Below are 24,801 nucleotides of genomic sequence, written 5' to 3'. Positions count from 1 at the left end.
GCGCGAGGGTGCGCCAGGGCATGCCTCGGCGGTGTGCGCCCAGGAGCGGGAGGAAGGGGAGAGGGCAGCGCAGGCGCGGCTACGGGCAGCCGGAGGGGCCCAATCGAGGGCCCACCCGGCGCAGTTGGCCCGAGGACGTTTCTGCCGTTGCGGTCGTCACCAGTGTCGGGCCGGGGGTATCAATGAGTCCAACACATGCTTGTCACATGATGAATCTCGTATCACGATGGATCCATGGAGCTCCAGCAGATGCGGTACGTGATCGCCGTGGCCGAGACGAACAGCTTCACGAGGGCTGCCCAGCGCTGCCTGGTGGTCCAGTCCGCGCTCAGCCACCAGATCGCGCGCCTCGAGAAGGAACTGGGTGCGCGGCTCTTTGAACGCACCAGCCGCAGGGTCCGGTTGACCTCGGCGGGCGCTGCCTTTCTGCCCGCCGCCCGCCAGTGCCTGGACGCGGCGGAGCGGGCCGCCGCCGAAGTCGCGGCGGCCGTTGGGGAGGTGCGTGGGCGCCTCGCCGTGGGGCTGATCCCCACCGTCGCCGCCGTGGATGTTCCAAACGTCCTCAAGGACTTCCACCAGCGCCATCCCAAGGCCCGGATCAGTCTCAGTGTGGGAGCGAGCGACGAGCTCGTCGAGAGGGTCAGGCAGGGCGAGATCGAGGTGGCTTTCCTCGGCATCCCGGTCACTGCCCGCCCCCGGGGCGTCATGGCCCGGGAGCTGGCCCGGGAGCGGCTGGTCGCCGTGGTCTCCCCGGAACACCCGCTCGCCGGCGAGACCTCGGTCGACCTCCGTCGGCTGTCCACGGAGGTGTTCGTGGACCTCCCGGCGAAGACCGCCGGCCGGGCCCAGTCCGATCTGGCCTTCGCCGCCGCCGGCCTCACCCGCGAGGTCGCCTTCGAGGTGACCAACGCGGACTACCTGGCCCGACTGGTCGGCGCCGGCCTCGGCGTGGCCCTGCTCCCGCCCGCTTACGTCGCGGGCCTGGCCGGGCTAGCCAAGATCGAGGTCACGGACGCACCATCCCGCGCCGAGTACGTGATCTGGGGCCGGGAGAGCCGGACCCCGGCGGCCGCCGCCTTCCTGGAGCTGCTGGCCATCGAGGATGAGTGAACGGGCGCGCGGACGAGCCGGGGGCGGCCCCCGGCCGTATCGGGTGGGGGCCGCCCCCGGCTCGTCCCTGACCGTTGCGGCAGGGGCTCAGGCCCGGGCTGCCAGGGCGCGTTCGGCCAGGCCGGAGCCGAGCAGCGCGCGGTGGATCTCCGAGGTCGCGGTGGACCGGTTGAGGGTGATGTAGTGCAGGCCGGGAGCGCCTTCGGCGAGCAGCCGTTCGGCCATGGCCACCGCGTGCTCGACGCCGATCCGCCGCCCCGCCGATCCGCCGCCCGAGGCCTCCAGTTGCCGGGCAAGGGCCTCGGGGACGGAGTCGTGGGCCGACCTGCTGCGCGACTGCCGCCGACGCGGCATGCGTGACCCGGAGCTGGTGGTCGGCGACGGCGCGATGGGTCTGTGGAGGGCCCTGGCCGAGGTGTTCCCCACCACTCGCCATCAGCGGTGCTGGGTTCACAAGGCCCGCAACGTCACGAACGCTCTGCCGAAGTCCGCGCAACCGGGTGCGACGAGGGCCATGCAGGAGATCTACAACGCTGAGGACCGCGCCCACGCCGAGCAGGCGATCGGGACGTTCGCGCGCACCTACGGCGCGAAGTTCCCCAAAGCCGTCGCGAAGATCACGGACGACGCCGAGGAACTGCCGGCGTTCTACGACTTCCCGGCCGAGCACTGGATCCACCTGCGGACCACGAATCCGATCGAGTCGACGTTCTCCACCGTCAAGCTGCGGACCAAGGTCACCCGTGGTGCCGGCAGCCCGGCCGCAGCCCTCGCGATGGTGTTCAAGCTCGTCGAGTCAGCCCAGGCCCGCTGGCGGGCGATCACCGGCGCACACCTCGTCGCCCTGGTCCGCTCCGGCGCCAAGTTCGAGAACGGCGTCCTGGTCGAGTGCACCGAGGCGGCAGCATGACCGAGCCCCTCGCCCCCGGCAGCCACCCAGTCGAGGTGGAACTGGCGATTGATCAGGTCACCATCGTGAACCCGGCCGAGGCCACCGCCACCGTGCGCTGCATGCTCGGGCCGGTTCGTTGCGGCTCCCGATTCGACCGCATTCGCGACTCGACAGAAGCCATCGACCTGGAACTGACGCAGATCCTCGCCTACCACCGTCCCGTCGAGGAACTCGACCCCGTCCACACCGCGCTCGTGACCCTCCGAGGCGCAGGAGTCCAACTCCTGACGTCAGCTACCCCGGGCTCCCGCTGGCAGGCCATCAGGGGGACCAATCCGCTGCCATGACCAAATCATCCACAGGTATTGACTATTGCTCGTCAAGGACGGCCTGCCGAACGGCGGCCTGCTCGGCCTCGGACAGAACCTGATGTTCACCTGTGCGCCGGCCCCACGGACGGGACAGCAGCGCGTCCCGCCCACCCGCTTTCCACCTTGCCCACCAGTTGTTCACGGCTCTGACCGGCACGGCGGTCGGGGCGGCGCTGGACGCGGCGGCCCGCACCGGGGTCCCGTACCTGGCGCTCGCGTACCTGATCCACCCGGACACCGCCCGGGGCCCTGGCCGTGCGCAGCCGCTTGAACACCGACCCATTTCGGCGCAGTGCTGGGAAACGATCTCCAGCCAGAAGGGAAGCGATCTTCGTCCGCCTCTGGAGTGCCTGGTCAGCGGCACTCGTGAACAGGCCGTTGGGGACCATCCGCAGATAGTTCGACGCCTGCGCAGACCCAGCGTCCCCGCCACCAGCGAACGTGATGGGCACGTTCCGCCACGTGCCGAACGCACCGATCACCGGCTGGCCGGGCTGGGTACATGCCACCGCCCAGGAGAAAATGCGAGCCTGATGGGTTTCGTTACAGCTCTGCACAGGTGGGCTGGCACTGGCAAGTGGACGGTGGCTGGCTCAGCCACCCGCCCCCGGGTTCCTTCGGAGCGCGCCCCGATTGGACTCTCGTCGGCGGTCCCGCGTAAACATGGGTCATGCCGGAAGAGTCTCCCGCCCTTGAATCCCCGCTGATACAGAGCCTGCGCACAGCCGTGGCCGCTGCCCCCGGGGACGTCCCCCTGCGGCTGCACCTCGCGGAGTTGCTGCTTTCCGCGGGTCTGCACGAGGCTGCAGTGACGGAGGTCGCGGCGGCCTTGCAGCATGCTCCGGGGGACGGAGCGGCGCGGGAGTTGATGGTGCGGGCGATGGGGGTGGCGGCAGCCCCCGCGCCCGTGGCCCAGAACACGTCCGCGGTTGCTGATCCTGTGTCGTCCGTCGAGCCGACCGCGTCCGCCGAATCGGCGGCGGCGGAGCCGGCAGTCGCCCCCGATGAGTCGTCCGGCCGCGCCGGGTTCGACTGGCGGGCGGCCGAGCAGGAGGTCGACGGCATCGTCGAGCCCCGCTTCATCGAGCCCCCGCTCAGCGCCTGCGGCAGCGGCGACCCCGGTGCCGCCGCTGCCTGGGAGGTGTCCGCTCCCGGCGTCGTACGGCTCGCGGACGTCGGCGGCATGCAGGAGGTCAAGGACCGCCTCGAAGCCGCGTTCCTCGCGCCGATGCGCAACCCCGAACTGCGCAAGCTGTACGGGAAGAGCCTGCGCGGCGGGCTCCTCCTCTACGGTCCGCCCGGCTGCGGCAAGACCTTCATCGCCCGTGCCGTAGCCGGCGAGCTCGGCGCGAGCTTCCTGTCCGTGTCCGTCAACGACGTCCTCGACATGTGGATCGGCAACTCCGAACGCAACATGCACGAGGTCTTCGAGACCGCCCGCCGACAGGCGCCCTGTGTCGTCTTCCTCGACGAACTCGACGCCCTCGGCGCCAAGCGCAGCCGCACGCAGCACAGCGGCCTGCGCAACACCGTCAACCAGCTCCTCACCGAGCTCGACGGCATCGACTGCGCCGCCAACGAAGGCGTGTTCGTCCTCGCCGCCACCAATGTCCCCTGGGACGTGGACATCGCGCTCCGGCGCCCGGGACGACTCGACCGCACTCTCCTCGTCCTGCCGCCCGACGCCACCGCCCGCGAGGCGATCCTCCGCTACCACCTGCGCGATCGTCCCATCGAGGCAGTCGACCTGGGACGTCTCGTCAAGGCGACAGACGGCCTCTCGGGCGCGGACCTGGCCCATGTGTGCGAGTCGGCGGCCGAGAGCGCGCTGCTCGACTCGGTACGCACCGGCCAGATCCGCATGATCGGAACGAAGGACCTGCTCGGCGCTGCGAAGTCGGTGGTCCCGTCGACCGAACCGTGGTTCGCGGCGGCGCGGAACGTGGCGATGTTCGCCAACGAGGGCGGTATGTACGACGACCTGGTGACGTACCTGAAGAAGAGGCGGAAGCTGTGAGCATGGATCCGGCGGTGGCGCGCGCCGGTGCGCTGCAGGCGGCAGACCGGTACGAGGAGTCCAAGGCCGTGCTGGCCCCCCACCTCGCCGAGGAGCCGGACGACGAATGGGCCTGGCAGCTGCTCGCCGTCGCCCACGAGAGCCTCGGCGAGTACGAGCTCGCGGAGCGGGCAGCCACCGAGATGCTCCGGGTCACGCCCGGGCACGTCGGCGCGCTCATTCTGCTGTCCCGGGTGCTGCTCCGCCTGGGCAGGCAGTCCGAGGCTCGGGCGGCGGCGGAGGAGGCCGTCCGCAGAGCGCCCGACGCATGGTCCTCGCATTTCGCGCTGTCCGGCGTGCTCGTCGCCTATGCGACAGCCCCGCCCGCCGATCACGAACGGGCGTACGAGGCGGCCTGCGAGGCCGTGCGCCTCGCCCCGCATGAACCCGACGCCCACCAGGCTGTGTGCTTCGCGGCCGTACGCACGCAGCGTCAGGACAGCGCGAAGCAGGCCCTGGTCGAATGGCTGCGCCTCGACCCGTCCAACAAGACGGCACAGGCCATGTACACCGACGCGATGGCCAGCGGCCCGGACGTCACGGCCGCCCGGGCCGCGGGGATGTACTCCGCAGGCCTGGCGGGCGCACCCCAGTCCCCGATGCTGCGCAGCGGCCTCGACCAGGCCACGTACCGCCTGCTGCGGGGAACACGCTGGCTCGCGTTGGTCTGCCTGGCAGCTGCGGGAGCGATGATCGACCTCGTCGCCACGGCCAGGCACCCGACCTTGCGGGAGCTGCCCGTACCGCTCGGCAACCGGGTCTGGGTGCTGATCGTGATGGCAGCGATCTGGGGCTTCGGCGCGCTGTTGCGCTACTACCGGCTGCGTACCGGAGTGCAGCTCAACATCCGCTCCCTCGTACGCCGTGGCCGCTGGGCCCGGATCGTGCTGGGTCAGGCTGCGTGGACCATGCTCTGCGCACTGCTGATTTCCCAGATTCCGTGGACCGATCGGGGTGTACCCGAGGTCCTCTTCTGGGCCGGCCTGGTGGTGCCGCTTTCGACCATGGCGTACGACCGCAGGAAGACCGGATGACGGGATGACCGGCTGGCCTGCGGAGTTTCCACCTCCGGGCATGGTTGCTGATGGGTGACGTGTGAGTTGCAGGCGCCGGCTGTCTGCACTGGGTGTGAGAGGCGTTTGTGCTGATTGGGGAGTGGACGGGGCCGTGAGGGTGTCGCTTTGCTGGTGAAGGTTGTTGTCGTTTGCCAGTGAAGGTTCGTTGTCGTGCGTGTAGGCGTGGGTGAGGGGGCGGCCCAGGTACGGCAGGACGGCCGTTCGGAGTCGGCCGGCCGGGCTCGTTCGGGTTGCTACTGCGGCGGGAGTTCAGCGAAGGCCGCGATCTCGGCTTTCAGAGTCCGCCATGCTGCTCGTTGCCGTTGTTGCGTTTCGTTCCGGTCGACGATGGCTTTCAGGTTGGCGATCTGCTGGTCGATCCGGTGGGCGCGGAATGGGTCGAACGGCCTGAGCTGGTCGAGGCGGCGGGTTGCTGCGTCGATCCGGGCTGGGATGGGCATCGTTGCCCATGATGAGACCGGGTGCTCGGCGGCGTCCTTGTTGAGGAGTGTTTCGCGTGTGTCCATCCGGATCACCTCACCCCAGTGCTCGGCTGTGATGGGCTGATCGGAGAGGTACCAGGCTGCTGGGTCGCCTCCGGCCTGCTCCACCGCGGTCCGGTTGTCGCATAGCTCGCGCCACAGCGGCCAGTACAGGATGGACGGTGGTCTCCAGGGGCGCCACCGCCTCTTTGGAGCCCGCTGTATGACGGCCCCGCCGGCTCCCGGAGCCCGGCATGGGGCCGGTCCGGAGCCGCCCCATTCGCCTGGCCGTTGAGCGCAATGGTCGAGGATGGAGTCATGACAGGGGAATTGAGCGAGATCGCTCTGAGTAAGGAAGATCTTCGTGAGGTCACCGCGTTCGCTGCAGCGTGCGCGGACGTGGTCCTCGAGGTGTTCGAGGGCGATCAGCCGGACGACTTGCGGCCTCGAGAGGCTATCGGCGCCGCGTGGGAGTTCGCTCGAGGTGGTGAGCGGGGGAAGGCTCTGCGCGACACAGCGTGGGCGGCCCTGAAGGCAGCCAAAAGTGCGGACACCGCGGCTGCGCGGGAGGCGGCTCGGGCAGCGATGTCTGCGGCCGGCGCCGCCTACCTGCACCCGTTGGCCAAGGCCACCCAGGTCAAGCACGTTCTGGGAGCCGGCGCTCACGCGGCCAGAGCGGCCGAACTCATCGCCGGCGACGATCGGAGCGTTGGTGCCGCACACCTTGCTCAGACGCTGCATCTCGCGACACCGGTCGTCATCGACGTGCTCAAACGCTTCCCGGTGGCGCCGAGTGGCGGCGGACGGGTTGGCGAGTTGGTTCGCTTGCTGGACGCTGGCCTTCGTACACGCTGAGGAGCAACAGCCGGGTGTAAGAGGGAGCGAGGGCACCGTCGCCGGCTGGTTGGCGAAGCGATGGCGGGTCGGCGCCGCGAGCGGAGGCCTGCGGTCACATCGCCGACAGTACCCGGGCGTGTGCGGCGGCCAGTGCAACGTGCGCAGCCCGGTCCGCGGTCGCCTCGTCGACGGGCTCGCCCGTGCACACGAGCCGGAAGTAGATCGGCGCGGCAAGGGTTCTGAGGAGTTCGGCGGGGTCGGTCTCCGCAGGTAGTTCGCCGCGCTCGATGGCTCGGGTGACGACCGGTTCCGCCCGTCGGAACCGGTCGTCGAAGAGGGCGTGCTTGATTTCGGCGAGCCGAGGCAGGCGTACGGCGTCCGAGAGGAGGGTCTGTCAATCGAACGGTGTATCGCCGGTGGTTGGGGTTACTGGCGGGCTGAGGAGAGCCGGCCGTCGAAGGTGATGTCGAAGGCGTTCAGGGCGGTCTTCCAGCGCATGGTCCAGCGGGCCTAGCCCTTCCCGGTGGGGTCCAGGGACATGATGGCCATGTAGACGCACTTCAACGCCGCGGTCTCGTTCGGGAAGTGTCCGCGGGCCTTGACCGCCCGCCGGATCCTGGCGTTCACGGACTCGATCGCGTTGGTGGTGCAGACGATGCGGCGGATCTCGGTGTCGAACCGGAGGAACGGGGTGAACTCCTCCCAGGCGTTCTCCCACAGGCGCACGATCGCCGGATACTTCCGGCCCCAGGCGTCGACGAACTCGGCGAACCGCTCCAGGGCGGCTTCCTCGGTCGCCTCGGTGTAGACGGGCTTGAGGAGCTTGGCGATTTTGTCCCAGTCCTGGCAGGCGGCATGGCGGAAGGAGTTCCGCAGCAGGTGGACCACGCAGGTCTGGACGGTGGTGCGGGGCCAGACGGTCTCGACCGCGTCGGGCAGGCCCTTCAGTCCGTCGCAGACGAGCATGAGGACGTCGTTCACGCCGCGGTTCTTGATCTCGGTGAGGATGTGCATCCAGTGCTTGGCGCCCTCGCCGCCGTCGCCGGCCCACAGCCCCAGGATGTCCCGCCGGCCTTCGGTCGTGACGGCCAGGGCCACGTAGACCGGCCGGTTCGCGACGGCGCCGTCGCGGATCTTCACGTGGATCGCGTCGATGAAGACCACCGGATAGACGGCGTCCAGCGGCCGGTTCTGCCACTCGGCCATGCCGTCCATGACCTTGTCGGTGATCGTGGAAATCGTCTGCCGGGAGACCTCGGCGCCATAGACCTCAGCCAGGTGGGCCTGGACCTCGCCGGTGGTCAGGCCCTTCGCGGACAGGGAGATGACCATCTCGTCCACGCCGGTCAGGCGCTTCTGCCGCTTCTTGACGATCTTCGGCTCGAACGATCCGTCCCGGTCCCGGGGCACGGATATCTCCACCGGGCCGACGTCCGTCAGCACCGTCTTCGCACGAGTTGAGTGAACGCGCCGTAGGGCCGTGAGCAACGTTCACCACGATGAACGAGGGGCCCGCCAGGCATTGCCTGGTGGGCCTCCTGCATGGGGTGACGGCAGTGGCCGACGGCAACGCCAGCGGACGCTGGCTCGGCACAGTCGCAGGGCATCACTGCTAACTAACCTCGCCGTTTCACTTGGGGACGGCTGGCTGTGGTGCGAAACGCGAAAGTGCCTTCCTGACCTGGGACGATGAACCTTGCTGAGGGGTTCTGTCGGTCCAGGCGGAGGGCACTTTCTACGTGCAGGGTATCGGGTTGCGTCCCAAGGTTTATGTCAGTGCCGATGGTTCGGGGGTGATCGGTCATGCCGGGGCACGGTTGCTGGCGGATCTCGCTGACGCCACCGGGCTGACCGCCGCGTACTCCGCCGCTCTCAGGCCGCTGCGGCCACGCGGGACCGGACACGACCCGGGCCGGATCACCACCGACCTGGCGGTGATGCTCGCCGACGGCGGCGAGGCCATCGCGGACCTGGCCGTGCTGCGGGACCAGGCCGAAGTGTTCGGCTCGGTCGCCTCGACACCGACAGCCTGGCGGCTGCTCGCCGACATCGACGAGAAGACCCTCGCCGCGCTGGCCTCTGCCCGCGCCCAAGCCCGAGAGGTCGCCTGGCTGCAGGCCACCGAGACCGGTGAGGGCATACCCGCGGCCCGAGCCGCGGGACGCCTGCTGCCCGGTCTGGTCCTGGACCCCGACGCCACGCTGGTGGCCTGCCACTCCGAGAAGGATCAGGCAGCACCCACCTACAAGGGCGGCTTCGGGTTCCACCCGCTGCTGTGTTTCCTGGCCAACACCGGCGAGGCACTGTCCGGCCGGCTGCGGCCAGGGAACGCCGGCGCCAACACCGCCGCCGACCACATCACGGTGCTCGACCAGGCACTCGCACAGATCCCCGACGCTCACCGGCACGGCACCACGATCCTCGTCCGCACCGACAGCGCCGGATCCGCGAAAGCCTTCCTCGCTCACGTCCGTGACATGCATAAACGAGGAGTCCGAAGCTTCTTCTCGGTCGGATACGCCATCACCGAGCCGGTCCGCCGCGCTATCCGGGCCATGCCCGACCGTCTCTGGCATCCCGCCCTGGACCAGGACGGGACACTGCGTGACGGCGCTGAGGTCGCCGAGCTGACCGGCATGGTCGACCTGACCGGCTACCCGGCCGGCACCCGCATCATCGTGCGCCGCGAGCGGCCGCACCCCGGAGCCCAGCTGTCCCTGTTCGACCAGGACGAGGGCCTGCGCCATCAGGTGTTCCTCACCGACACCCCCTACTCCAATGGTGGTTCCGCCCAGTTTTTGGAGGTCCGCCACCGCGGGCATGCCACCGTCGAGGACCACATCCGGTGCGGCAAGACCACCGGCTTCGGCCGCTTCCCTTCCCGCAACTTCGGCGTCAATGCCGCCTGGCTCGAACTCAGCCTCGCGGCGATCGACCTGCTGGCCTGGATGCGCGTCCTGCTGCTCGACGGCGAACTCACCACTGCCGAGCCGAAGAAGCTCCGCTACCGGCTGCTGCACGTCGCCGCCCGCCTCACCCGCGGCGGTCGGCGTCTGCGCTTGCGGATATCAGCGACCTGGCCCTGGAGACACGAACTGGCCACGGCTTTCCATCGCCTCGCCGCACTGCCCCGTCCCGCCGGCTGACCAGCAAACCCCTGACCGCCCACGACCCGAAAGACCTTGGAGAACCCGACCACCGCGCCGGGACTCCGCCATGCCCAAGCAGCGAAATCACCCCGCACACCTGACACCTGACCAAGATCGACGTCTCAATCACCCCAACCGAAACAGCGAGGCTAGGCACTTCCGCTCGGTTCGACCTGAGTATCTGCGCTCTGATGTACGTTCGGGTAGGCCGGAACAGTGGGGCCATGCGCAAAGGACTGCAGAGACCTGTTCTCCATCAGTCGTCGATCCCGTTGCTGGCCGTGGTGGCGATGGCGCTATGGGCTGCCTGGCTGGGCTGGGACCAGCACCGTGACGTGCACCCTGACGGTTCGGAGACCGGTCCCTACGAGGCGTGGCAGGTGATCGGGCTCGGGCTGACGCTGTTGGCGGTGGTGTACTGGGCGGCTTCCCGGGAGTACGCCGCGGCGGCCGTGCTCGGTACTACCGCCGGGCTGACCGTTGCCGCCTATTACGACTGGTCGGACGACTCGAGCGGGCTCTTCATGATCGGAGTGTGCCTGGTCATGATCGGGAGCCTGGTCGTGACCGGCGTCCTCTCGATTGTGATCGCTCCTCGAAGCGGAAGGCCGGAGGTGCCCGGCCCAGGGCCTGATCCCACTGCTCCAGGTGCTCTGGTGTCCCTTCAACGCGCGCGGCCCGGGCCGGTACGACCTGGAGCTGCACCTGCGCCGGCGGCGGTCGTGGGAGGTCGGCGAGGCGCTGACCGCGCCGCCGCAGCCATTGGCCACCGGGTCCGACGGCTTCGTTCCCGAGCCCTGCGTACTGCATCCGGAGCAGGTTGCCACCTACCCGTTCGCCGGCCGATTGCCCGAGGAACCGTGCGCCCGGATCGACGCCCTGGGAGGAAGCCCTCGAGGAGGAAGCCGAGCAGTCGGCCGAAGAAGCGCTGATGAGCCGCTCGGCTACCAGTACAACCTCTCCATCCGGCCCGGCTGGCGCGTGGGCGGCTTAGTCTCCTGGCACGCGATCGACCCCTACCCCATGCAGTGTCTGACCTGTACAACACCGATGCATCTGCTGCTGACCATCGACAGCTGGGGTGGGAGGGCGGCAGCGGCAGCTGGAAACCGCTGGAGGGCCACAACCAGCCCACCCACCAGTGCGCAACCCCCACGGAGGTCACCGCGGGCCGCTGGGGTGAGGCCAACGTATTCGCCTGCCCCTACGGTCCCGAGCACCCGCACACTGCTGGAGCATCCAGTAGCACACACCCCCACCAGCCACAGGCCAGGCCAGGCCAGGCCAGGCCACCGCATCACCGACCCGGATCGGGCGCAGGGTCGGTTTCCGGGTGCGTGGTGGTGGTCTGGGTGGCCTTGTAGCGGGATGGGGATATGCCGTAGCGGCTGACGAATGCCTGGCGGAGGGTCTCCGCCGAGCCGAAGCCGCAGCGTCTGGCCACGGCGTGGAGCGGCAGACGAGTGGAGGTCAGGAGGTGGGCGGCGGCTTCCGTGCGGGCCTGGCGGACGTAGCGGCCGGGGGTCAGGCCGAGGTGGGTGGCGAACAGTCGGGTCAGGTGTCGTTCGCTGACGCCCGCGTCTTTCGCCAGTCTTGTGGTGGTCAGGTCGCCGTCGAGTCGCCCGGCCACGCGGGCGACGACCTGCTGGACCAATTCGTGCTGGGGAGCGGGCGCCACGAACATGCTCATCTGGGCCTGGTTACCCGGGCGTTGGAGGTAGGTGACGAGCCTTCGGGCCAGCTTGCGGGCCAGGACGCTTCCGTGGTCCTCCGCGACCAGCGCGAGGGTCAGGTCCAGTGCGCTGGTGATACCGGCCGATGTGTAGACGTTGCCGTCGTTGATGTAGATGGGCTTGGGGTCCACGGTGATCTGCGGGTACCGGGCCCCCAGCCGGGTCGCGATGTCCCAGTGGGTGGTGGCGCGCCTTCCGTCCAGCAGGCCGGTGGCGGCCAGCACGCAGGCTCCGGTGCAGACCGAGGCGACCCGGCGGCTCTCGGCCGCCAGGCGGCGGACATGTCCCACCACCAGGCGGCTGTTCGCCGCAGCCTCGGCCCCGGGGCCGCCGGAGACGACCAGCGTGTCGAGCGGGCCGAGCGCGCGCTCCAGCGGTATGTGGGCCGCCAGGGCCAGCCCCGAGGAGCAGGTGATGGCCCGGCCGCCCGGCGTGGCCATGCTCACCTCGTACGGAGGGGTCGCGTTCAGCATGTTGGCGTGGTCAAGCGTGGACGTCACGCAAGCGATGTCCAGCAACTCCGCTTGGTCGAAGCCGACTATCAGCACGCGACGGGTGTTCACGGGCCGTGAGCCTATGGCAGAGGGACTGGGATCCCAAGTTTTCAGACCTCGGGTGCGGGCCGGGTGGTCCGTGGAGCGGCCGGGTGCTGAAGATGCGGCCATGAACAAGATCACCAAAGCCCCAGTGGAGCCCGTGCGGTTCCGGGTGCTGGGAGCCGTGAGCATCGAGGTCGGGGGACGCCGGGTCGCGAGTGGACCTCCTCAGCAGCAGGCAGTGCTGGCCGCCTTGCTGCTCCGGTGGGGGGCCGTCACCTGTCTGGACCGGTTGCTCGCTGACGTCTGGGGCGATGCAGCACCGGCATCCGCGGTGCGGATCGTACGCACGCACGTCTGGCAGATCCGGCGCCGGGTCGGGGCTGAACTGCTGGAGTCCGTGGGCGACGGCTACCGGCTGAAGGTGCCCCCCGCGTGCGTCGATGCTCATCGTGTGCAGGACTTGGCGAACAGCGCGGCACAGGCGCAGCGCGAGGGTCGTGTCGAGGAATGCTCCCAGCTGCTGGAGCAGTCGGTGGCGCTGTGGCACGGAGACTCCCTGGCTGGGGTGCCGGGTCCGTTCGCCGAGACCGAGCGCGAACGGCTGGGCGAATTGCGCTTCATCCTCCAGGAGAAGCGGATGGCCGTGGACCTCTCACTGGGGCGATACGCCCGAGTGATCCCGGAACTCGTCGCGTTCACTCAGCAGTGCCCGTTCCGGGAGGGCCCGTACGGCTCGCTCATGCGTGCGTTGTACGCCTCGGGGCGCCAGGCCGAGGCGCTGTCGGTGTTCGCACGGGCACGCCGGGTCCTGGGTGAGGAGCTGGGCATCGAGCCCGGGCAGCAACTGCGTGCCCTGCATGAGCGGGTCCTGGCCGACGACCGGACGCTGGCCGCGCCGCACCTCCCGGACTCTCTTGCGGAACTCGCGCGGGAGGGTGGGGCGATGGAGCGGGAGTCGTCGTGCCTCGGTCTCGGTGGCTCGGTGCGGCCCGCTCAATTGGCACCCGATATCTGTGACTTCACCGGACGCGCGGATCTGGTCGCGGAGCTGTGCGGAACCTTGACCGAAGGGCCACTGCACGCCTTGCCTGTCATCTCGGTGTGCGGGATGGCCGGCGTCGGCAAGAGCACCCTGGCCGTGCGGGTGGCCCATCGCGTCAAGGGCCGCTTTCCTGGCGGCAACCTCCATGTCGATCTGCGGGGCAGCACGGATGAAGCCCTTGATCCGCGAGAGGCGCTGGGCGGTTTTCTGATGGCGCTCGGGATACCGGAACACGCGGTCCCGTCCGGGTGCGAGGAGCGGGCACGGCTGTTCCGGAGCGTGTTGGAGGAGCGGGCGGTCTTGCTCGTTCTCGACGACGCGCGGGATGCCGCTCAGGTTGAGCCGCTGCTGCCGGGCTCGGCGCGATGTGCGGTGGTGGTCACCAGCCGGCGGTCCCATCTGACGGGTCTGGCGGTGGTCCGGCACGTTTCGCTGGGTGTGTTCGACGCCGAGGAGTCCTGTGGACTGCTGAGGCGGATCATCGGCGAGGAACGCCTAGCTCGGAAGCCGCAGGCCGCGCGGCGGCTGGTGACGGCGTGCGGGAATCTGCCGCTGGCGGTGCGGATCGCTGGTTCCCGGCTTGCGGCGCGGCCGGCCTGGGAGGTGGCGGACCTGGCGGACCGGCTGGCGGACGAGCGGCTGCGCATGAGCGAATTGAGGTGCGGCCCCGCGACGGTGACCGCGTCGTTCGCGCGCGGTCGCCATCTTCTGGACAAGCGGCAGGACGACACGCTGCGCCGGCTGGCCTCGCTCGACTCGCCGCGGATCCGGCTGGGGGACGCCGCGACGGCTCTTTCGCTTACCCGCGAGGAGACGCATGCGCTGCTGGAGTCCTTGGTGGACGCGACGCTGCTGGAGTCGGCGTCACCGGACGACTATCGGTTCCACCCGCTCGTCCGGGCCTTCGCCCGTGTCCTGCCGCCCACGACCGCCCCCCGGTCCGTCATCGCGTGAAGGCACGCTGCCGGCGCGGCTTGCTCCCCCACCGCAGCAGGGCGAAGGCCACGAGCGCCACCGCGGCGAGCTTCCCCCATTCCGCGGCGAAGTCGCCGTACATTGAGCATCCTCCCGGGAAGAGGCGGGCCAGGCTGTTGGTCTGTGCGCCGAAGAAGGGGCCGGGACCGAAGCCGAGGACCCAGGTGAGCGATGCCAGGAAGTTGTTGACCGCCTTCTCGTGCCGGAAGCCGAAGCAGTAGCCGAGGACGGTGCCGAGTAGGAGGAAGGCCACCAGCATCCCGGTCGCCGTCGCCAAGTGGCCCAGACGCTGGGCAGGGGGCAGAGGGGCGAGGAGGATCAGCACGACGAAGAGTGCGAAGGGGGGCAGCGCCTCCACCGGGCTTGTCAGCAGCCGCACCGACAGCCCGCGGGAGGGACGCAGCAGGAACTCCTCAGCGACGCCGGCCATGAGCTCCACCTCCCACATGCCGACTGCGGCTGACAATGCGGTCAGCGGTACGAAGTAGCCGTACTGCAAGGTCAGGGTGGTGAGGTCGAGCCCGTGGCCTTCCGCGGTGGTGAAGATCGCGAAGAGCAGAAGGACGTTGAGCAGGCTCAAGGGGACGACTCTGAGCAGGAACTGGGAGGTGCCCTCCTGCCGTACCCGGCTGATGAGCAGCAGGCGGGCCAGACTGCGGGTGTTCACAGCGCCGCCCGCCCGTCGACGAGGTTGCGCTCGATGCTTCGGTGCAGCCGGCCGCGGCACGCCAGCCACACCGCGCAGGTCCACAGGGATACGGTCGCCAGGAACATCGGCAGTGCGACGACGGCCCGCATACCCGACGCGCATGCGATGATCCAGCCCGTCGGCAGCAGCCGGGCCACCTGCTCCGCCATCGGGAAGGGGACCACCGACAGGCCCACGGCGAGCAGCGCCAGCCGGAACCAGGGTACGGCGGCTGACGGACTGGCGAACTGGCAGAGCAGCAGGGTGCATTGGTAGCAGATCGCGGCCAGGCAGAGGTAGAGCATGGCCAGGAGGAGCAGCGTCCTCGGTCCGAGCACCGAGCGAAAGGCCACCGCCGCGCCGGCGAACGGCACGCAGAGCGCCGGGGACATCACGACCGCGCAGGCGCCTGCTCGGATACCCAACAGCCGGACGAAGGAGACCTCTCCGAGCAGGACGTTCTCCATGGTGCCGTAGCGGAATTCGTTCTGGACGCTGGACATCGCGGACAGCAGGACGATGGTCACGCACGTGAGCAGGGCCGCCCGGCACGCCAGGACCAGTGCGTGCTCAGGCCCGGTCGCCCGGTGGATCAGCGCGAGGGTGAGCATCGCTGTCTGCAGGGTGATGCCGATGAGGAACGAGGAGGTGGCACGGCGGTCGATCCACTGCACTCGGATCAGGAGGAGGGCGAAGCGCAGCATGTGATCTGGCCCTCCTTCAGTTCGAGGGTGCGGGCACCGATTCGGTGCAGGAACTCCCGGTCGTGGCTGACGATCACCTTGGTCCGGTCCGGGGCGTCCCGCAGGAGGCCCTCCAGCAGACGCACCCCGTCGGCGTCGAGGCCGTTGGTGGGCTCGTCGACGATCCACAGGGCCGAGGGCTCCAGCAGTAGTCGGGCCAGGTGCAGGCGCTGGCGCATGCCGAGGGAGAACCTGGCGTAGAGGACGTCCGCCTGGTCCGCGAGCCCGACTCGATCCAGCAGTCCGCCCGCGTGATGAGGGGTGAGCGTCCTGCCCTTGAGGCCCGAGAAGAAGCGGAGGTTCTCCGCGGCGGTCAGTCGGGGGTAGAAGCCCAGCGGGGCACCGGCCGAGTAGTTGACGGCGGCTCGGTAAGCGGTCGGGACGGATCCGATCGGCTTGCCCCGGTAGCGCAGTTCGCCGGCGGTCGGACGCAGCAGGGTGGCGAGGATCTTCAGCAGGGTGCTCTTGCCCGATCCGTTGCCACCGACGATGCCCAGCGTCTCCGTCTCGTGGACCTCGGCCCGCACTCCCCGCAACATCGCGACGGGGGCCGGCCCGGCGGCGTGGGGGTAGGTGTACCACAGGTCCGCCAGCTCCAGCAGCGGGCTCACGCCTGGTCCTGCCGTTCCACCCAAGTGGTGCGCCTGCGCAGTTCGAGCGGTACGTGATCGGCGAAGCGGATGCCCTCCAGGTCCGGGGCGGTCTCTCCGGCTCGGTCCGTGTAGAGCGGGACGTCCTCCGCCGGGGGTTTGACGCACCGGTTCTGGTCGTCGTACGCCCGCAGGATGATGCGGCGCTCCCGGGGTAGCCCGGCGGCCCACGCCGGGTCGGTGAGGACCCGGTCGCTGGCGACCAGCCAGGACGGGCCGTATTCCAGGAAGACATTTCGGCGGGTGGTCCGGCTGTGATTGATGTCGACGCGGTGCCACAGCCCGCTCCACATGAGCGTCATGGCACCGGCCCCGACGGTCAGGTGCTTCTCCTGCGGGTGTGGCTCGTGGGTGTGATATTGCGGCAGGTGGTCCCAGCGGTGACTGCCCGGGATGTAGACGAGGTTGCCCATCTCCTTTTCGGGCAGCGGTGTGAGCCAGTACCCCACCTTGATGCGCAGGGGCACGCGATCGCCGAACACGCTGAACGGCAGCAAACGGGGGCCGTCGAAGTGCCAGTTGTTCCGGTTGACCTGGTCGGGTTCGCGTCGGAAGAACTCGCTGGACAGAAGTTTCAGCATGTCACCGTAGACATCGAACATACGGCCGATGTGCCGGGGGTGGTCGATCAGCGGCACGAACCGTCCGTCCAGTGCGACGATGTTTCCCTGGCGCGCCTTGGCGGCGTGGGCGTCGACGATGTCGCGCAGTGCGGTGATCTCGGAGGGGCTGAGGACGTCCTCGAGGATCAGTATGCCGTCGCGTTCGAAGGTCTCCCACTCGTCGCGGGTGAATCCGGGGGGAGCGGGGATCGGTGCAGTCACGTCGTCTTCCAAAGGTGTGTCGGATGGGCGCGCAGGATTTTGATGGCTGTCAGTCCAGCGGCAGTGCGCGGATGCCGGCGAACGGCGTGACTCCCGTGTCCAGGTGGTCGGCCGTCTCGAACAGACCGACGGCTGACATGGGCAGCCGCGTACCCGCCTCGGCCACGAAGACGCACGGCAGCACCTGCTTGCGCTCGGCCACCCCAGGCTCCCCCTGCAGGCGTACGTGCTTGTGGGTATGGATGAGGATGGGCATGAAGCCGCCGCCGAGAAAGCTGCCGCGCTGGATCACCGCGCCGCCGACACAGTCCACGATGCACCCCTTGCCCAGGACGGCGTCGCGGCCCAGATAGAAGTAGGACGGGAAGGCCGCCGTGCCATGCTCGACATGGAACACACCGGCGCCGAGGCCGATGATCGACCTGCCCGAGATCCTCAGGACGGAGCGGTAGAAGGCGATCAGTGACGGCCTGACCGTCGCGTCGGGAAGCTTGAACTCCGGGCAGAGCAGGGTGACGCGGAGCAGTTCGGCGAGCGTCAGGGCGGTGCCCTGTGCGTCACCGGGCGGGAACTCCTGGTCCCAGGGCACCAGGTAGTCCCGCGCGTCGACCATGGCGCAGCCGGCGTCCTCGGCGATGAGCCGCTCGGCTCGCGCGCTCAGATGGGACGGCGTCGCGGTCCCGGGGCGGTTGCCGCCCGCGCGCGGACCGCCCGCCAGGATCCGGGCCGCGAGCAGGGAGCGGCTCTCGCGGGTCTTCAGCTCGGCGGCGCCGGCCAGCAGGGCGAGGCGCTGCTCCACGCGGCCGGGAATGTCGAAGAGGTGGTCGATGCCGTCGGTGCGGATCCGGGTCTTGGTTCGCAGGTCCCGCATGTGCGGGGTCACCGCCTCGGCGGCAGCCTCCTCCAGCTGATCGCGGTGGGCCTCGGCTCCGGTCGACAGCAGCCGCTCGGCGGCCAGGGCCCGGTAGTCGTAGGGCAGCGCGGTCGATGTCGACAGCACGATCCGGGCCAGCAGAGAACGGTAGTCCGTGATGTCGAGCGCGGTTGCGGCGAGCTCCAGCGACAGGTAGGGCGAGCTCTTCCCCTGTTGGTGTATCCAGCTCTCGCCGTAGGCGGTCTCGAAGCAGCAGGCCGTGGCGAACAGTTCGCGTGCCTCGGCGTCGTCCCGGAGCGCGCGGCGGACATGCTCGTTATGTGTCTCCATCCCCGTGGTCTCGTCGGCCAGTTCGAACAAGAGGTCGGGGGTGAGCCGCAGCAGCGTGGAGAAGTCCGAATCCAGCATCATGGTCATGTTGTTACTTGATTCCTCTCTTCTGCGAGTCCCGCCCGGTGCGGCGGGCTCGCCTCGTACGGGCCGAGATGTGCGGCCAGCCTGGCCATATGGGCGTGTTCCACCCGGTAGAGTCGGCTTGTCCCGCCGTTTGCCGCAGTCAGGGCGCGCAGTTGGGCCATGAGCGCGGTCGCGAGCTGGTTCTCGGCCACTGTGGTGACGTCCAGGCCGCTGGTCGTGGAGGTCACCACGGCATGCGTGTTCTTGTAGGCGTCCAGGACCGCGTAGTACGGCTCGTACACCAGGCAGCACCGTGTGCCCGAAGCCAGTTCGACGTCGGCGAAGCGGTAGCGCAGGTCGGCCCCGTACCCGATGTCCCCCGTCGCGATCTCGTGCCGCACGGCCGCCGAGGCGAAGAAGGGACCGGCGAGTTGGGGGAAGCCCACCCGGCCGCGCATGGACGAGTACAGTTCGATGTCGGGGAGTCCTTGCCCGCTGGTGCTGACCCGCACCTCGTGCGTGATGCCCGGACGGGGCGTGGCCAGATAGGCTCGGTAGTCCTCGGGGCGGAGCAGTTCCCGCAGGATCGCCAGCATGTGGAACCACTCGTAGCCGACTTCTCCGTAGTCGGTGTCCACGAACCGGCCCGCGACGACGTCGGACAGCCGGTTCTTGGTGAACTCGATGGTGATCCGCCGTATGGGATCGGACGCGCTCAGATGGCGTACGGTCCCGGCCAGGCGGTGGACGGCGGAGCTGTTGGCGTAGACGTTGTTGACCACGACGCGGGCGTCGGGGTGTTCGTCCAGCGTCCGGGTGAGGGCGGCGAGTTCCGATGGGATCACGGCCGGTTTCTCCAGCAGGACCCGCGCTGCGGGGGCACGGGTGAGGATCTGCCGGAGCGTCCGCAGATGCAGGCGGGTCGGCGTCGAGACGACCCAGGCATCGATCTTGGCCACCAGTGCATCCGGAACCTCGCGGACGTCCCGGAAGTCTGCTTCAGGTCGGCGGTCGACGGTGACCGTCCGGTGGCAGGACGCACGCAGGTTCCCGGCGTGGAGGCCACCGATCCTTCCGACGCCGATGATCGCGACTCTCATCCCCGCTTCACCTGGGGAAGGTTCCCTGAGCGAGCGCGTCGCTCAGCGTGTGCTGCGTGGTGAACAGGCGGAACTGCGGTGCCTTGCCGGTGGCCGTCGCCAGTTCGACGAGTTCCACGGGGCGCACGGTCAGCTCGTCCAGCCGCACCACCCGGCTCAGCGCGACGCGCAGCTCCTCAGCGGTACGTGCCCCGTCCGCCGGGTCGATGGGAACGATCAGCACCTCCAGCCGGCCGGCCTCCTCCTGGCGTACCTGCCATCGGTGCAGCGGCGTGCGGTCCAGGACGGCACGCACCGGTTTGATGTTGACCAGAGTGCCATCGGCGTCCGCGATCAATGCGCGCTTGCGGCCGACGAGGCCGGTCATCCGGGCATGCGGACGCCCGCAGGGGCACGGCTCGCGCAGCAGCATCACCCCGTCACCGGGGCGGTAGCGCAGCAGTGACATCGCGCGGTTCGTCAGGGAGCTGATCAGGATCTGGGAGTCGTCGTCGACCGAGACCGCGAGCCGCTCCTCCTCCACGTGGTAGGTGCCGAGGCTCTGCGGGCACTCCCATCCCACCCTGCCGAACTCCTGCAGTCCGTACTGGTCGTAGTGCGGGCAGCCGAAGACCTGGGTGATCGTCTCGCGGGTACGGGCGTCGAAGCTGTCGCCATGGGTGAAGACCGCCGACAACCGCGGAAGACGCAGTGTTCCCTCGCTCTGCCGCAACGCCGCGAGCAGCACCTCGAGCGGCTGTCCCCACAGGATGTCGGGCTTGAAGTCGGCGCACAGGCGTTCCAGATGGCGGGTGTCCCGCGAGGAGAGGGACGACACGTTGATGCGCAGCACCAGGGCGCCGCCCAGGTAGTGCATCGTCTCGAAGGCCACCGGCGCGTGGGCCGGGTCGGCGGTGGCGCGGATGATGCGGAGTCCGGGACTCAGCCCGTAGGCTGCGAGAAAGCGCAGGTTGGTGGCCGCCGATTCGGTGAGCCGAGAGTCGTCGTGGGTGATCCACACCGGATCCCCGGTCGTGCCCGAGGTGTGTACCCGCAACTCGTCCCAGGCATCGACCAGTCCGGTCGTGACCGCCTGGGGCGAGTGGCGCAACACGTCCTTCTCCAGGACCGGCAGGCCGGCCAGAACAGACTCTGCCTGCTCCGGCAGAATCCGCGTGTCCGCCAGGTACGGGGCGAAGTAAGAGGTACGGGCGGCGCGGCGGAGGGCGTCGGCGAGCCTTTCGCGACGGACTTCCTCCATCGCCTCCCGGTCGTACTCGCCGGGCAGATACACCGTCTGAAACAGCCGCCACCCTTCACCCACTGCCGCAGCAGTACGCAAGCTGGCGTTGTGCCACCAGTGGTGACCAGTCATCGTCTCTCCGTCGTTCTCGACACCGGGTACGGAGGGGGAGGCTCGCCGAACGGCAGTGCCCCGGAGGCGGGCCAGGTGCGGGCCTTCGAGCAAAGAGCCCGCACCTGCCTCAACGCCGACTCAGGCGGCCTCCTTCAGGGTGATGGTCATCGAATTCACCTCCTCCGGCTCATCGAGGGGGCGTTCTCCCTCGACGTGCAGAAGCATCGCCCCCGCCGATCCGTGATCGATCTGCGCGGGTTCCGCAGGCGATACACACCCCCGCCAAAGCCGGCTGCTGTCAGCGCGGACGGCCCCGGGCCCGAAGCCCGTGGTGTGTCCGGGGATCTGATCAGAACGGTCGGTGGCTCGTGCGGCAGCTTCACCGTCGGTGAGGGGCAGTACCTTCGCCTGGTGGGCGATGCCGTCCTGGACGACGTGGCCGCGGCCGGCGTGCAGGCGGCGTTTCGGGACGGTGCCGATCCCCGGGCGGTGCGCCGGTGCCAGGGGTGGCGGGGTGTCGGCGTGGTAGGTCACCGTGGGCAGCTCGCGCGCCTACGCACCCGCCGGAACCACCCTCGACGAGCTGATCAGGGTGGTTGGAGCTCCCTGGGCGACCGAGGAGTGCTTCGTGCGACACGAGGCTGCTTGAGCTGAGTGAACTCACCAATGAGGAGGTTCCGTTGAGCAAGGTGTAGTTCCAGGCCAGTGTCCAGGGCCTGTCTCCGCCCCGGCGTGCGTTCCTGGTTACGGGAGGGTGCGAAGCCCGGGGGAAAAGCCCAAGGGCTCCCGTTCCATCCGGGGGCTACAGGCAAGGGGAAGAGCGGACGGGTGAATGCGAATGAACCCTTGGCTATGCCTCGTAACTTCGAACCTCGCCGATGGGATGTTTCAGCGGGGTACAGGACTGGCCGCAGAGAAGCGGCAGGCGCCGGCTGGAGAGAAGCAGTCAGCCGGGAGGACACCGCCGTCCCGGGGTAGAGAGGGCACCCACCCCGCTCGCATCTCGCTCATGCAGAACGTGGAAACCCCGCAAGGGTCCCGGCCGTGTGCCGGGTAGGCCGACCGTGAGGAACGCTCAACTCCCCGGCGGGAACAGGATGACCCAAGAAGCGAATGCCGGTGGCCGAAAGGCAGCAGGAAACCGGGACGGTGAAGCTGGCTCCTCCAGCCTGTCGTCTCGCATAACTGGCCGGACAGGGCCCCAGTGGCCTGACCCGAAAGGGTGCTGACGTGGGTCAGGTGAGCCTGTGAAAGAGGACGATGGCAAGGACAGCAGAACCGAAGGGCACGTTGGACGCCGTATCGCGAAGCGACACGGTGAACGAACCGGAGGGCGAACTCCTCAACTGGCACGAGGTCGACTGGGCCGCCGCCGAGGAGAACGTACGTCGTCTACGCCAGCGCATCTTCGCGGCGTCGCAGGCTGGGGACCTGAAGAAGGTCCGCAACCTGCAGAAACTGATGCTCCGCAGCCGCAGCAACACGCTCGTGAGCGTGCGGCGGGTCACGCAGATCAACGCCGGTCGCCGGACGGCGGGCATCGACGGGCGGGTCGTGCTCACGGCCCCGGGTAAGGCCGAGTTGGCCACCTGGGTCCAGCACCGCTCCGCCCCGTGGAAGCCCAGGCCCGCCCGGCGCGTGTACATTCCCAAGAGCAACGGAAAGCGGCGTCCCCTCGGGATTCCCGTGATCGTTGACCGCGTCCTGCAAGCCAGGACGGTCAACGCGCTGGAACCCGAGTGGGAGGCCCGGTTCGAACCCAAGTCCTACGGGTTCAGACCGGGCCGGGGTTGCCAGGACGCGATTCAAGCGATCTTCTCGGCTTCGCGGGCCAGGCCAGCCGGTCGGCCAGCAGCGCCCGGCCGCGGACGTGTCAGGCGCTGGCGCTTTGACGGCGGCGGCGGCGAGCTGGATTCCGAGGCTGCCGCCGGTCGCCCATTTCCAGGTAGGCGAGGAAGCAGAGCGAGTTTCCCTCCAAGGCGGTGTTTCCTGCGCGGCCCGGGCGGCGGCCAGGGCGGTCATGCAGTGCCCGCGGGCGTCCTCGTAGTGCCTGGACGTCGGTGTGGAAGACGTGCCGCGCTTCGGCCAGAACACCAGCACTCTCTTCCAGGGTGGTTGACGGGCATATGAAAGTCGGGGTTCTCGAGTGCGACGAGGCGCCCTTCTCGCACTGTAAGGTGATCATGAAAACCCCTTCGGGGTGTTTTATGGCCATTGTTAGCTGCCCATCAGGGCATTCTGGGGGATACATGTTGAAGACCACCATGCTGCGCCGTGCTGCAGTGCTGACCGCCAGTGCGTCGTTCCTCCTCGGAGGTCTGGCCGTTGCCACGCCCGCGTCTGCCGCTGGCTCCCACACGTGCACCAACTGGACCAGCAAGCCAAACAAGTGGACGGCGAGCTGCACCGTCAACAGCGGTCAGGCCCGTGCTGTCACCAAGTGCAGTAACGGGAAGACGATCTACGGTGCCTGGGTGGGTCGTGGGCGTTGGGCCTTCGGCGGCGACTGCGGCGTCTACTGGGTCGTCAGCTCGGGTACCGAGGGGCGCTGACCCCGCGGGGTTCGGGGCACGTGCTGCCGACCCGCGGGTTCGGCTGAGTGACGAATACAGGCAGGCCCTGGGTGGGGACACCGCTCAGGGCCTTGCCTTGTTCTGCGGCACTGTCTCACCTGCCCGGAGGCGTCGACGGACTGCTGATGACGCGGGGCGTGAGATTCGTCCGCCACTACGCAGCCACCAGTAGTATCTGGTCCTCCAGTGGTAGCCTCCACGGTCGGCCCCGGCCTGGCGTGCCCGCGCCCCCGCGGAGCAACTGCCCACCAGCGCACGAAGTATGCGAGGGCTCAGCCGGTGAAGTGGGCTATTCAGAGGCCGTTGTTCTATCGATCATGGTGGGCGTGAGTTCGGGTGTGGTTGTTCGGCCGGGTGATCTTCCGGTGCTCTGGGCATGAAGGCAGGGCCTCCCGAACAGCTCATGGGTGTCGAATCCATCCGAGCGTCAGGAGACCTTGGTGCGGCAGTCTTTCGTGCTGGCCACCGCTTCGTTCAACGCGTCTTCCCGGCCGTGTGACTGTCTCGCTCACATGTACGAGAACGCAGGCGATCGTCCGGGCCGGGAGCCCCGTTATCCCTCGGACATGACGGACGCAGAATGGGCCGAGGTCCGTGCCGCTTTGCCGGTTCCGGGATGGCTGGAGGCCGGGGCGGGCAGCCGGAGGGCTATTGCCACCGGCAGATGATCGACGCTCCGCTACCTGGTCGCGGGCGGTGTCTCCTGGCGATCGATGCCCGCTGACTTCCCCGCGTGGGACCGCGTCTACGCCTGTTGTCGGCGTACTTCGAACCGAGGCATCCTTCGCAGCCCTATGCGGCGGCGCGCCCGTCCCTGCCTCCTGCGGCAAGACCAACCGTCACCGCCTCTCACGCGGTGGCGACCGCGCAGCCAACGCGGCCCTCTACCGGATAGCACTCGTCCGCATGTCCAGCGACAACCGCACCCCGGACTACGTGGCCCGGCAGACCGGGTCAGCCGATCGGACCAAGAAGGAGATCATCCGGCTCCTCAAACGGGCCATCGCCCGGGAAATGTTCCGCTACCTGACCACGACCGTCGCCGTCCCGGAGATCGCCGACCTGCGGCCCGCACGCCAGCCCAAGAACATCACCCTCACTGCCGTCGCCAGACACTTCGGCGTCTGGCCGGCGGTGATCTCCTGCATCGAACGCGGCACACGCCGCGACGACGACCTCGCCCACGCTTACCGGGACTGGCTCACCGCCGCTTGATCTCGGCGCCCCAGCAACTCCTCGGCTCTGAGTGGACGTTAAGTCCGTTTCTGGTAGCGGCCGCGTTCGGGTTGGGTGAGGAAGCCTTGGCGGGTGAGGCGTCCGAGGCGGCTGCGGGTGATGTTGACGGACGTCTCGTGGGTGGGCATGCCGAGGAGTTC

19 protein-coding genes and 5 pseudogenes are annotated in these 24,801 nt (G+C 69.0%); 11 read left to right on the top strand and 13 right to left on the bottom strand.

Annotated features, from left to right (window positions below; translation table 11 throughout):
• Window positions 1–234 precede the first annotated feature (234 nt).
• The gene (locus AC068A_RS16465; RefSeq protein WP_478585431.1) at window positions 235–1,110 is read left to right on the top strand and encodes a LysR family transcriptional regulator; all 876 of its coding nucleotides are present in this window, start codon (window positions 235–237) and stop codon (window positions 1,108–1,110) included.
• A gap of 87 nt (window positions 1,111–1,197) precedes the next feature.
• On the opposite strand, the gene AC068A_RS16460 is transcribed toward AC068A_RS16465, so the two are convergent.
• Window positions 1,198–1,464 carry a methylenetetrahydrofolate reductase gene (locus AC068A_RS16460; RefSeq protein ID WP_478585429.1) on the bottom strand — a complete coding sequence of 89 codons (267 nt, stop codon included), beginning with the start codon at window positions 1,462–1,464 and terminating at the stop codon, window positions 1,198–1,200.
• Here AC068A_RS16460 and AC068A_RS16455 point away from each other — a divergent pair.
• The 4 genes and pseudogenes from AC068A_RS16455 to AC068A_RS16440 all read left to right on the top strand — a co-directional run.
• Window positions 1,418–2,020, top strand: a pseudogene (locus AC068A_RS16455) (IS256 family transposase); the annotation flags it as partial. The gene AC068A_RS16460 and the pseudogene AC068A_RS16455 overlap by 47 nt on opposite strands.
• Window positions 2,017–2,349 carry a hypothetical protein gene (locus AC068A_RS16450; RefSeq protein WP_478585427.1) on the top strand — a complete coding sequence of 111 codons (333 nt, stop codon included), beginning with the start codon at window positions 2,017–2,019 and terminating at the stop codon, window positions 2,347–2,349. The pseudogene AC068A_RS16455 and the gene AC068A_RS16450, both read left to right, overlap by 4 nt.
• 694 nt (window positions 2,350–3,043) lie before the next feature.
• The gene (locus tag AC068A_RS16445; protein ID WP_478585425.1) at window positions 3,044–4,390 is read left to right on the top strand and encodes an ATP-binding protein; all 1,347 of its coding nucleotides are present in this window, start codon (window positions 3,044–3,046) and stop codon (window positions 4,388–4,390) included.
• Between the two features lie 2 nt (window positions 4,391–4,392).
• On the top strand, window positions 4,393–5,463 hold the full coding sequence (locus AC068A_RS16440) for a tetratricopeptide repeat protein (RefSeq protein WP_478585672.1): 1,071 nt from the start codon (window positions 4,393–4,395) through the stop codon (window positions 5,461–5,463).
• 275 nt (window positions 5,464–5,738) lie between these two features.
• Here the strand turns inward: AC068A_RS16440 and AC068A_RS16435 are convergent, their stop codons facing one another.
• Window positions 5,739–6,011 (bottom strand): hypothetical protein, encoded by a 273-nt coding sequence (locus AC068A_RS16435; protein ID WP_478585423.1) that lies wholly within the window; start codon window positions 6,009–6,011, stop codon window positions 5,739–5,741.
• A gap of 273 nt (window positions 6,012–6,284) precedes the next feature.
• Here AC068A_RS16435 and AC068A_RS16430 point away from each other — a divergent pair, with 273 nt between their 5' ends.
• Window positions 6,285–6,821, top strand: coding sequence for a putative immunity protein (locus AC068A_RS16430; RefSeq protein WP_478585421.1), 537 nt, complete (start codon window positions 6,285–6,287; stop codon window positions 6,819–6,821).
• A gap of 94 nt (window positions 6,822–6,915) precedes the next feature.
• Here AC068A_RS16430 and AC068A_RS16425 read toward each other — a convergent pair whose 3' ends face one another.
• Both AC068A_RS16425 and AC068A_RS16420 read right to left on the bottom strand, forming a co-directional pair.
• The gene (locus AC068A_RS16425; RefSeq protein WP_478585670.1) at window positions 6,916–7,152 is read right to left on the bottom strand and encodes a TetR-like C-terminal domain-containing protein; all 237 of its coding nucleotides are present in this window, start codon (window positions 7,150–7,152) and stop codon (window positions 6,916–6,918) included.
• Between the two features lie 77 nt (window positions 7,153–7,229).
• A pseudogene (locus AC068A_RS16420) lies at window positions 7,230–8,267 on the bottom strand (IS256 family transposase); the annotation flags it as partial.
• Window positions 8,268–8,542: 275 nt separating this feature from the next.
• On the opposite strand from AC068A_RS16420, the gene AC068A_RS16415 reads away from it, so the two are divergent.
• Window positions 8,543–9,949, top strand: a complete 1,407-nt coding sequence (locus AC068A_RS16415; protein WP_478585419.1) for an IS1380 family transposase — start codon at window positions 8,543–8,545, stop codon at window positions 9,947–9,949.
• A 1,300-nt stretch (window positions 9,950–11,249) separates the two neighbouring features.
• Here the strand turns inward: AC068A_RS16415 and AC068A_RS16410 are convergent.
• Window positions 11,250–12,248, bottom strand: a complete 999-nt coding sequence (locus AC068A_RS16410; protein ID WP_478585417.1) for a GlxA family transcriptional regulator — start codon at window positions 12,246–12,248, stop codon at window positions 11,250–11,252.
• Window positions 12,249–12,348: 100 nt separating this feature from the next.
• Between AC068A_RS16410 and AC068A_RS16405 the strand changes: the two genes are divergently transcribed.
• The gene (locus tag AC068A_RS16405) at window positions 12,349–14,220 is read left to right on the top strand and encodes an AfsR/SARP family transcriptional regulator (protein ID WP_478585415.1); all 1,872 of its coding nucleotides are present in this window, start codon (window positions 12,349–12,351) and stop codon (window positions 14,218–14,220) included.
• Here AC068A_RS16405 and AC068A_RS16400 read toward each other — a convergent pair.
• From AC068A_RS16400 to AC068A_RS16370, 7 genes are all read right to left on the bottom strand, one after another.
• Window positions 14,210–14,908: a hypothetical protein gene (locus AC068A_RS16400; RefSeq protein WP_478585413.1), complete on the bottom strand. Its 699-nt coding sequence runs from the start codon at window positions 14,906–14,908 to the stop codon at window positions 14,210–14,212. The two genes, AC068A_RS16405 and AC068A_RS16400, sit on opposite strands and share 11 nt — an antisense overlap.
• Complete coding sequence (locus AC068A_RS16395) at window positions 14,905–15,633, bottom strand: hypothetical protein (protein ID WP_478585412.1); 729 nt, start codon at window positions 15,631–15,633, stop codon at window positions 14,905–14,907. Before AC068A_RS16395 ends, AC068A_RS16400 begins: the two co-directional genes overlap by 4 nt.
• A complete protein-coding gene (locus tag AC068A_RS16390) occupies window positions 15,609–16,211 on the bottom strand; it encodes an ABC transporter ATP-binding protein (RefSeq protein WP_478585668.1) in 603 nt (200 codons plus the stop codon). The genes AC068A_RS16395 and AC068A_RS16390 overlap by 25 nt, the downstream gene beginning before the upstream one ends.
• 68 nt (window positions 16,212–16,279) lie before the next feature.
• Complete coding sequence (locus tag AC068A_RS16385) at window positions 16,280–17,146, bottom strand: phytanoyl-CoA dioxygenase family protein (RefSeq protein WP_478585410.1); 867 nt, start codon at window positions 17,144–17,146, stop codon at window positions 16,280–16,282.
• 49 nt (window positions 17,147–17,195) lie between these two features.
• A complete protein-coding gene (locus AC068A_RS16380) occupies window positions 17,196–18,437 on the bottom strand; it encodes a hypothetical protein (protein ID WP_478585408.1) in 1,242 nt (413 codons plus the stop codon).
• Window positions 18,434–19,516 carry a Gfo/Idh/MocA family oxidoreductase gene (locus AC068A_RS16375; protein ID WP_478585406.1) on the bottom strand — a complete coding sequence of 361 codons (1,083 nt, stop codon included), beginning with the start codon at window positions 19,514–19,516 and terminating at the stop codon, window positions 18,434–18,436. The genes AC068A_RS16380 and AC068A_RS16375 overlap by 4 nt, the downstream gene beginning before the upstream one ends.
• Window positions 19,517–19,523: 7 nt before the next feature.
• On the bottom strand, window positions 19,524–20,870 hold the full coding sequence (locus tag AC068A_RS16370; protein WP_478585404.1) for a phenylacetate--CoA ligase family protein: 1,347 nt from the start codon (window positions 20,868–20,870) through the stop codon (window positions 19,524–19,526).
• Between the two features lie 1,242 nt (window positions 20,871–22,112).
• Here AC068A_RS16370 and AC068A_RS16365 point away from each other — a divergent pair.
• Together AC068A_RS16365 and AC068A_RS16360 are read left to right on the top strand one after the other, a co-directional pair.
• Window positions 22,113–22,700, top strand: a pseudogene (locus tag AC068A_RS16365) (reverse transcriptase N-terminal domain-containing protein); the annotation flags it as partial.
• Window positions 22,701–23,101: 401 nt separating this feature from the next.
• Complete coding sequence (locus AC068A_RS16360) at window positions 23,102–23,404, top strand: hypothetical protein (RefSeq protein ID WP_478585402.1); 303 nt, start codon at window positions 23,102–23,104, stop codon at window positions 23,402–23,404.
• A gap of 178 nt (window positions 23,405–23,582) precedes the next feature.
• On the opposite strand, the pseudogene AC068A_RS16355 reads toward AC068A_RS16360, so the two are convergent.
• Window positions 23,583–23,666, bottom strand: a pseudogene (locus tag AC068A_RS16355) (IS5/IS1182 family transposase); the annotation flags it as partial.
• A 524-nt stretch (window positions 23,667–24,190) separates the two neighbouring features.
• Between AC068A_RS16355 and AC068A_RS16350 the strand changes: the two are divergent.
• Window positions 24,191–24,457, top strand: a pseudogene (locus AC068A_RS16350) (transposase); the annotation flags it as partial.
• Between the last annotated feature and the right edge of the window lie 344 nt (window positions 24,458–24,801).

The sequence above is a fragment of the Streptomyces sp. NPDC043854 genome, from assembly GCF_056436005.1.
This window is presented reverse-complemented; position numbering and strand designations above follow the sequence as displayed.

What these genes read in the sequence shown, in the direction of transcription:
- AC068A_RS16465 (WP_478585431.1), top strand. Translation starts at nt 235, where the DNA reads ATGGAGCTCCAGCAGATGCGGTACGTGATCGCCGTGGCCGAGACGAAC.
- AC068A_RS16460 (WP_478585429.1), bottom strand. Translation starts at nt 1,464, where the DNA reads ATGCCGCGTCGGCGGCAGTCGCGCAGCAGGTCGGCCCACGACTCCGTC.
- AC068A_RS16450 (WP_478585427.1), top strand. Translation starts at nt 2,017, where the DNA reads ATGACCGAGCCCCTCGCCCCCGGCAGCCACCCAGTCGAGGTGGAACTG.
- AC068A_RS16445 (WP_478585425.1), top strand. Translation starts at nt 3,044, where the DNA reads ATGCCGGAAGAGTCTCCCGCCCTTGAATCCCCGCTGATACAGAGCCTG.
- AC068A_RS16440 (WP_478585672.1), top strand. Translation starts at nt 4,393, where the DNA reads ATGGATCCGGCGGTGGCGCGCGCCGGTGCGCTGCAGGCGGCAGACCGG.
- AC068A_RS16435 (WP_478585423.1), bottom strand. Translation starts at nt 6,011, where the DNA reads ATGGACACACGCGAAACACTCCTCAACAAGGACGCCGCCGAGCACCCG.
- AC068A_RS16430 (WP_478585421.1), top strand. Translation starts at nt 6,285, where the DNA reads ATGACAGGGGAATTGAGCGAGATCGCTCTGAGTAAGGAAGATCTTCGT.
- AC068A_RS16405 (WP_478585415.1), top strand. Translation starts at nt 12,349, where the DNA reads ATGAACAAGATCACCAAAGCCCCAGTGGAGCCCGTGCGGTTCCGGGTG.
- AC068A_RS16395 (WP_478585412.1), bottom strand. Translation starts at nt 15,633, where the DNA reads ATGCTGCGCTTCGCCCTCCTCCTGATCCGAGTGCAGTGGATCGACCGC.
- AC068A_RS16390 (WP_478585668.1), bottom strand. Translation starts at nt 16,211, where the DNA reads ATGTTGCGGGGAGTGCGGGCCGAGGTCCACGAGACGGAGACGCTGGGC.
- AC068A_RS16380 (WP_478585408.1), bottom strand. Translation starts at nt 18,437, where the DNA reads ATGACCATGATGCTGGATTCGGACTTCTCCACGCTGCTGCGGCTCACC.
- AC068A_RS16375 (WP_478585406.1), bottom strand. Translation starts at nt 19,516, where the DNA reads ATGAGAGTCGCGATCATCGGCGTCGGAAGGATCGGTGGCCTCCACGCC.
- AC068A_RS16370 (WP_478585404.1), bottom strand. Translation starts at nt 20,870, where the DNA reads ATGACTGGTCACCACTGGTGGCACAACGCCAGCTTGCGTACTGCTGCG.
- AC068A_RS16360 (WP_478585402.1), top strand. Translation starts at nt 23,102, where the DNA reads ATGTTGAAGACCACCATGCTGCGCCGTGCTGCAGTGCTGACCGCCAGT.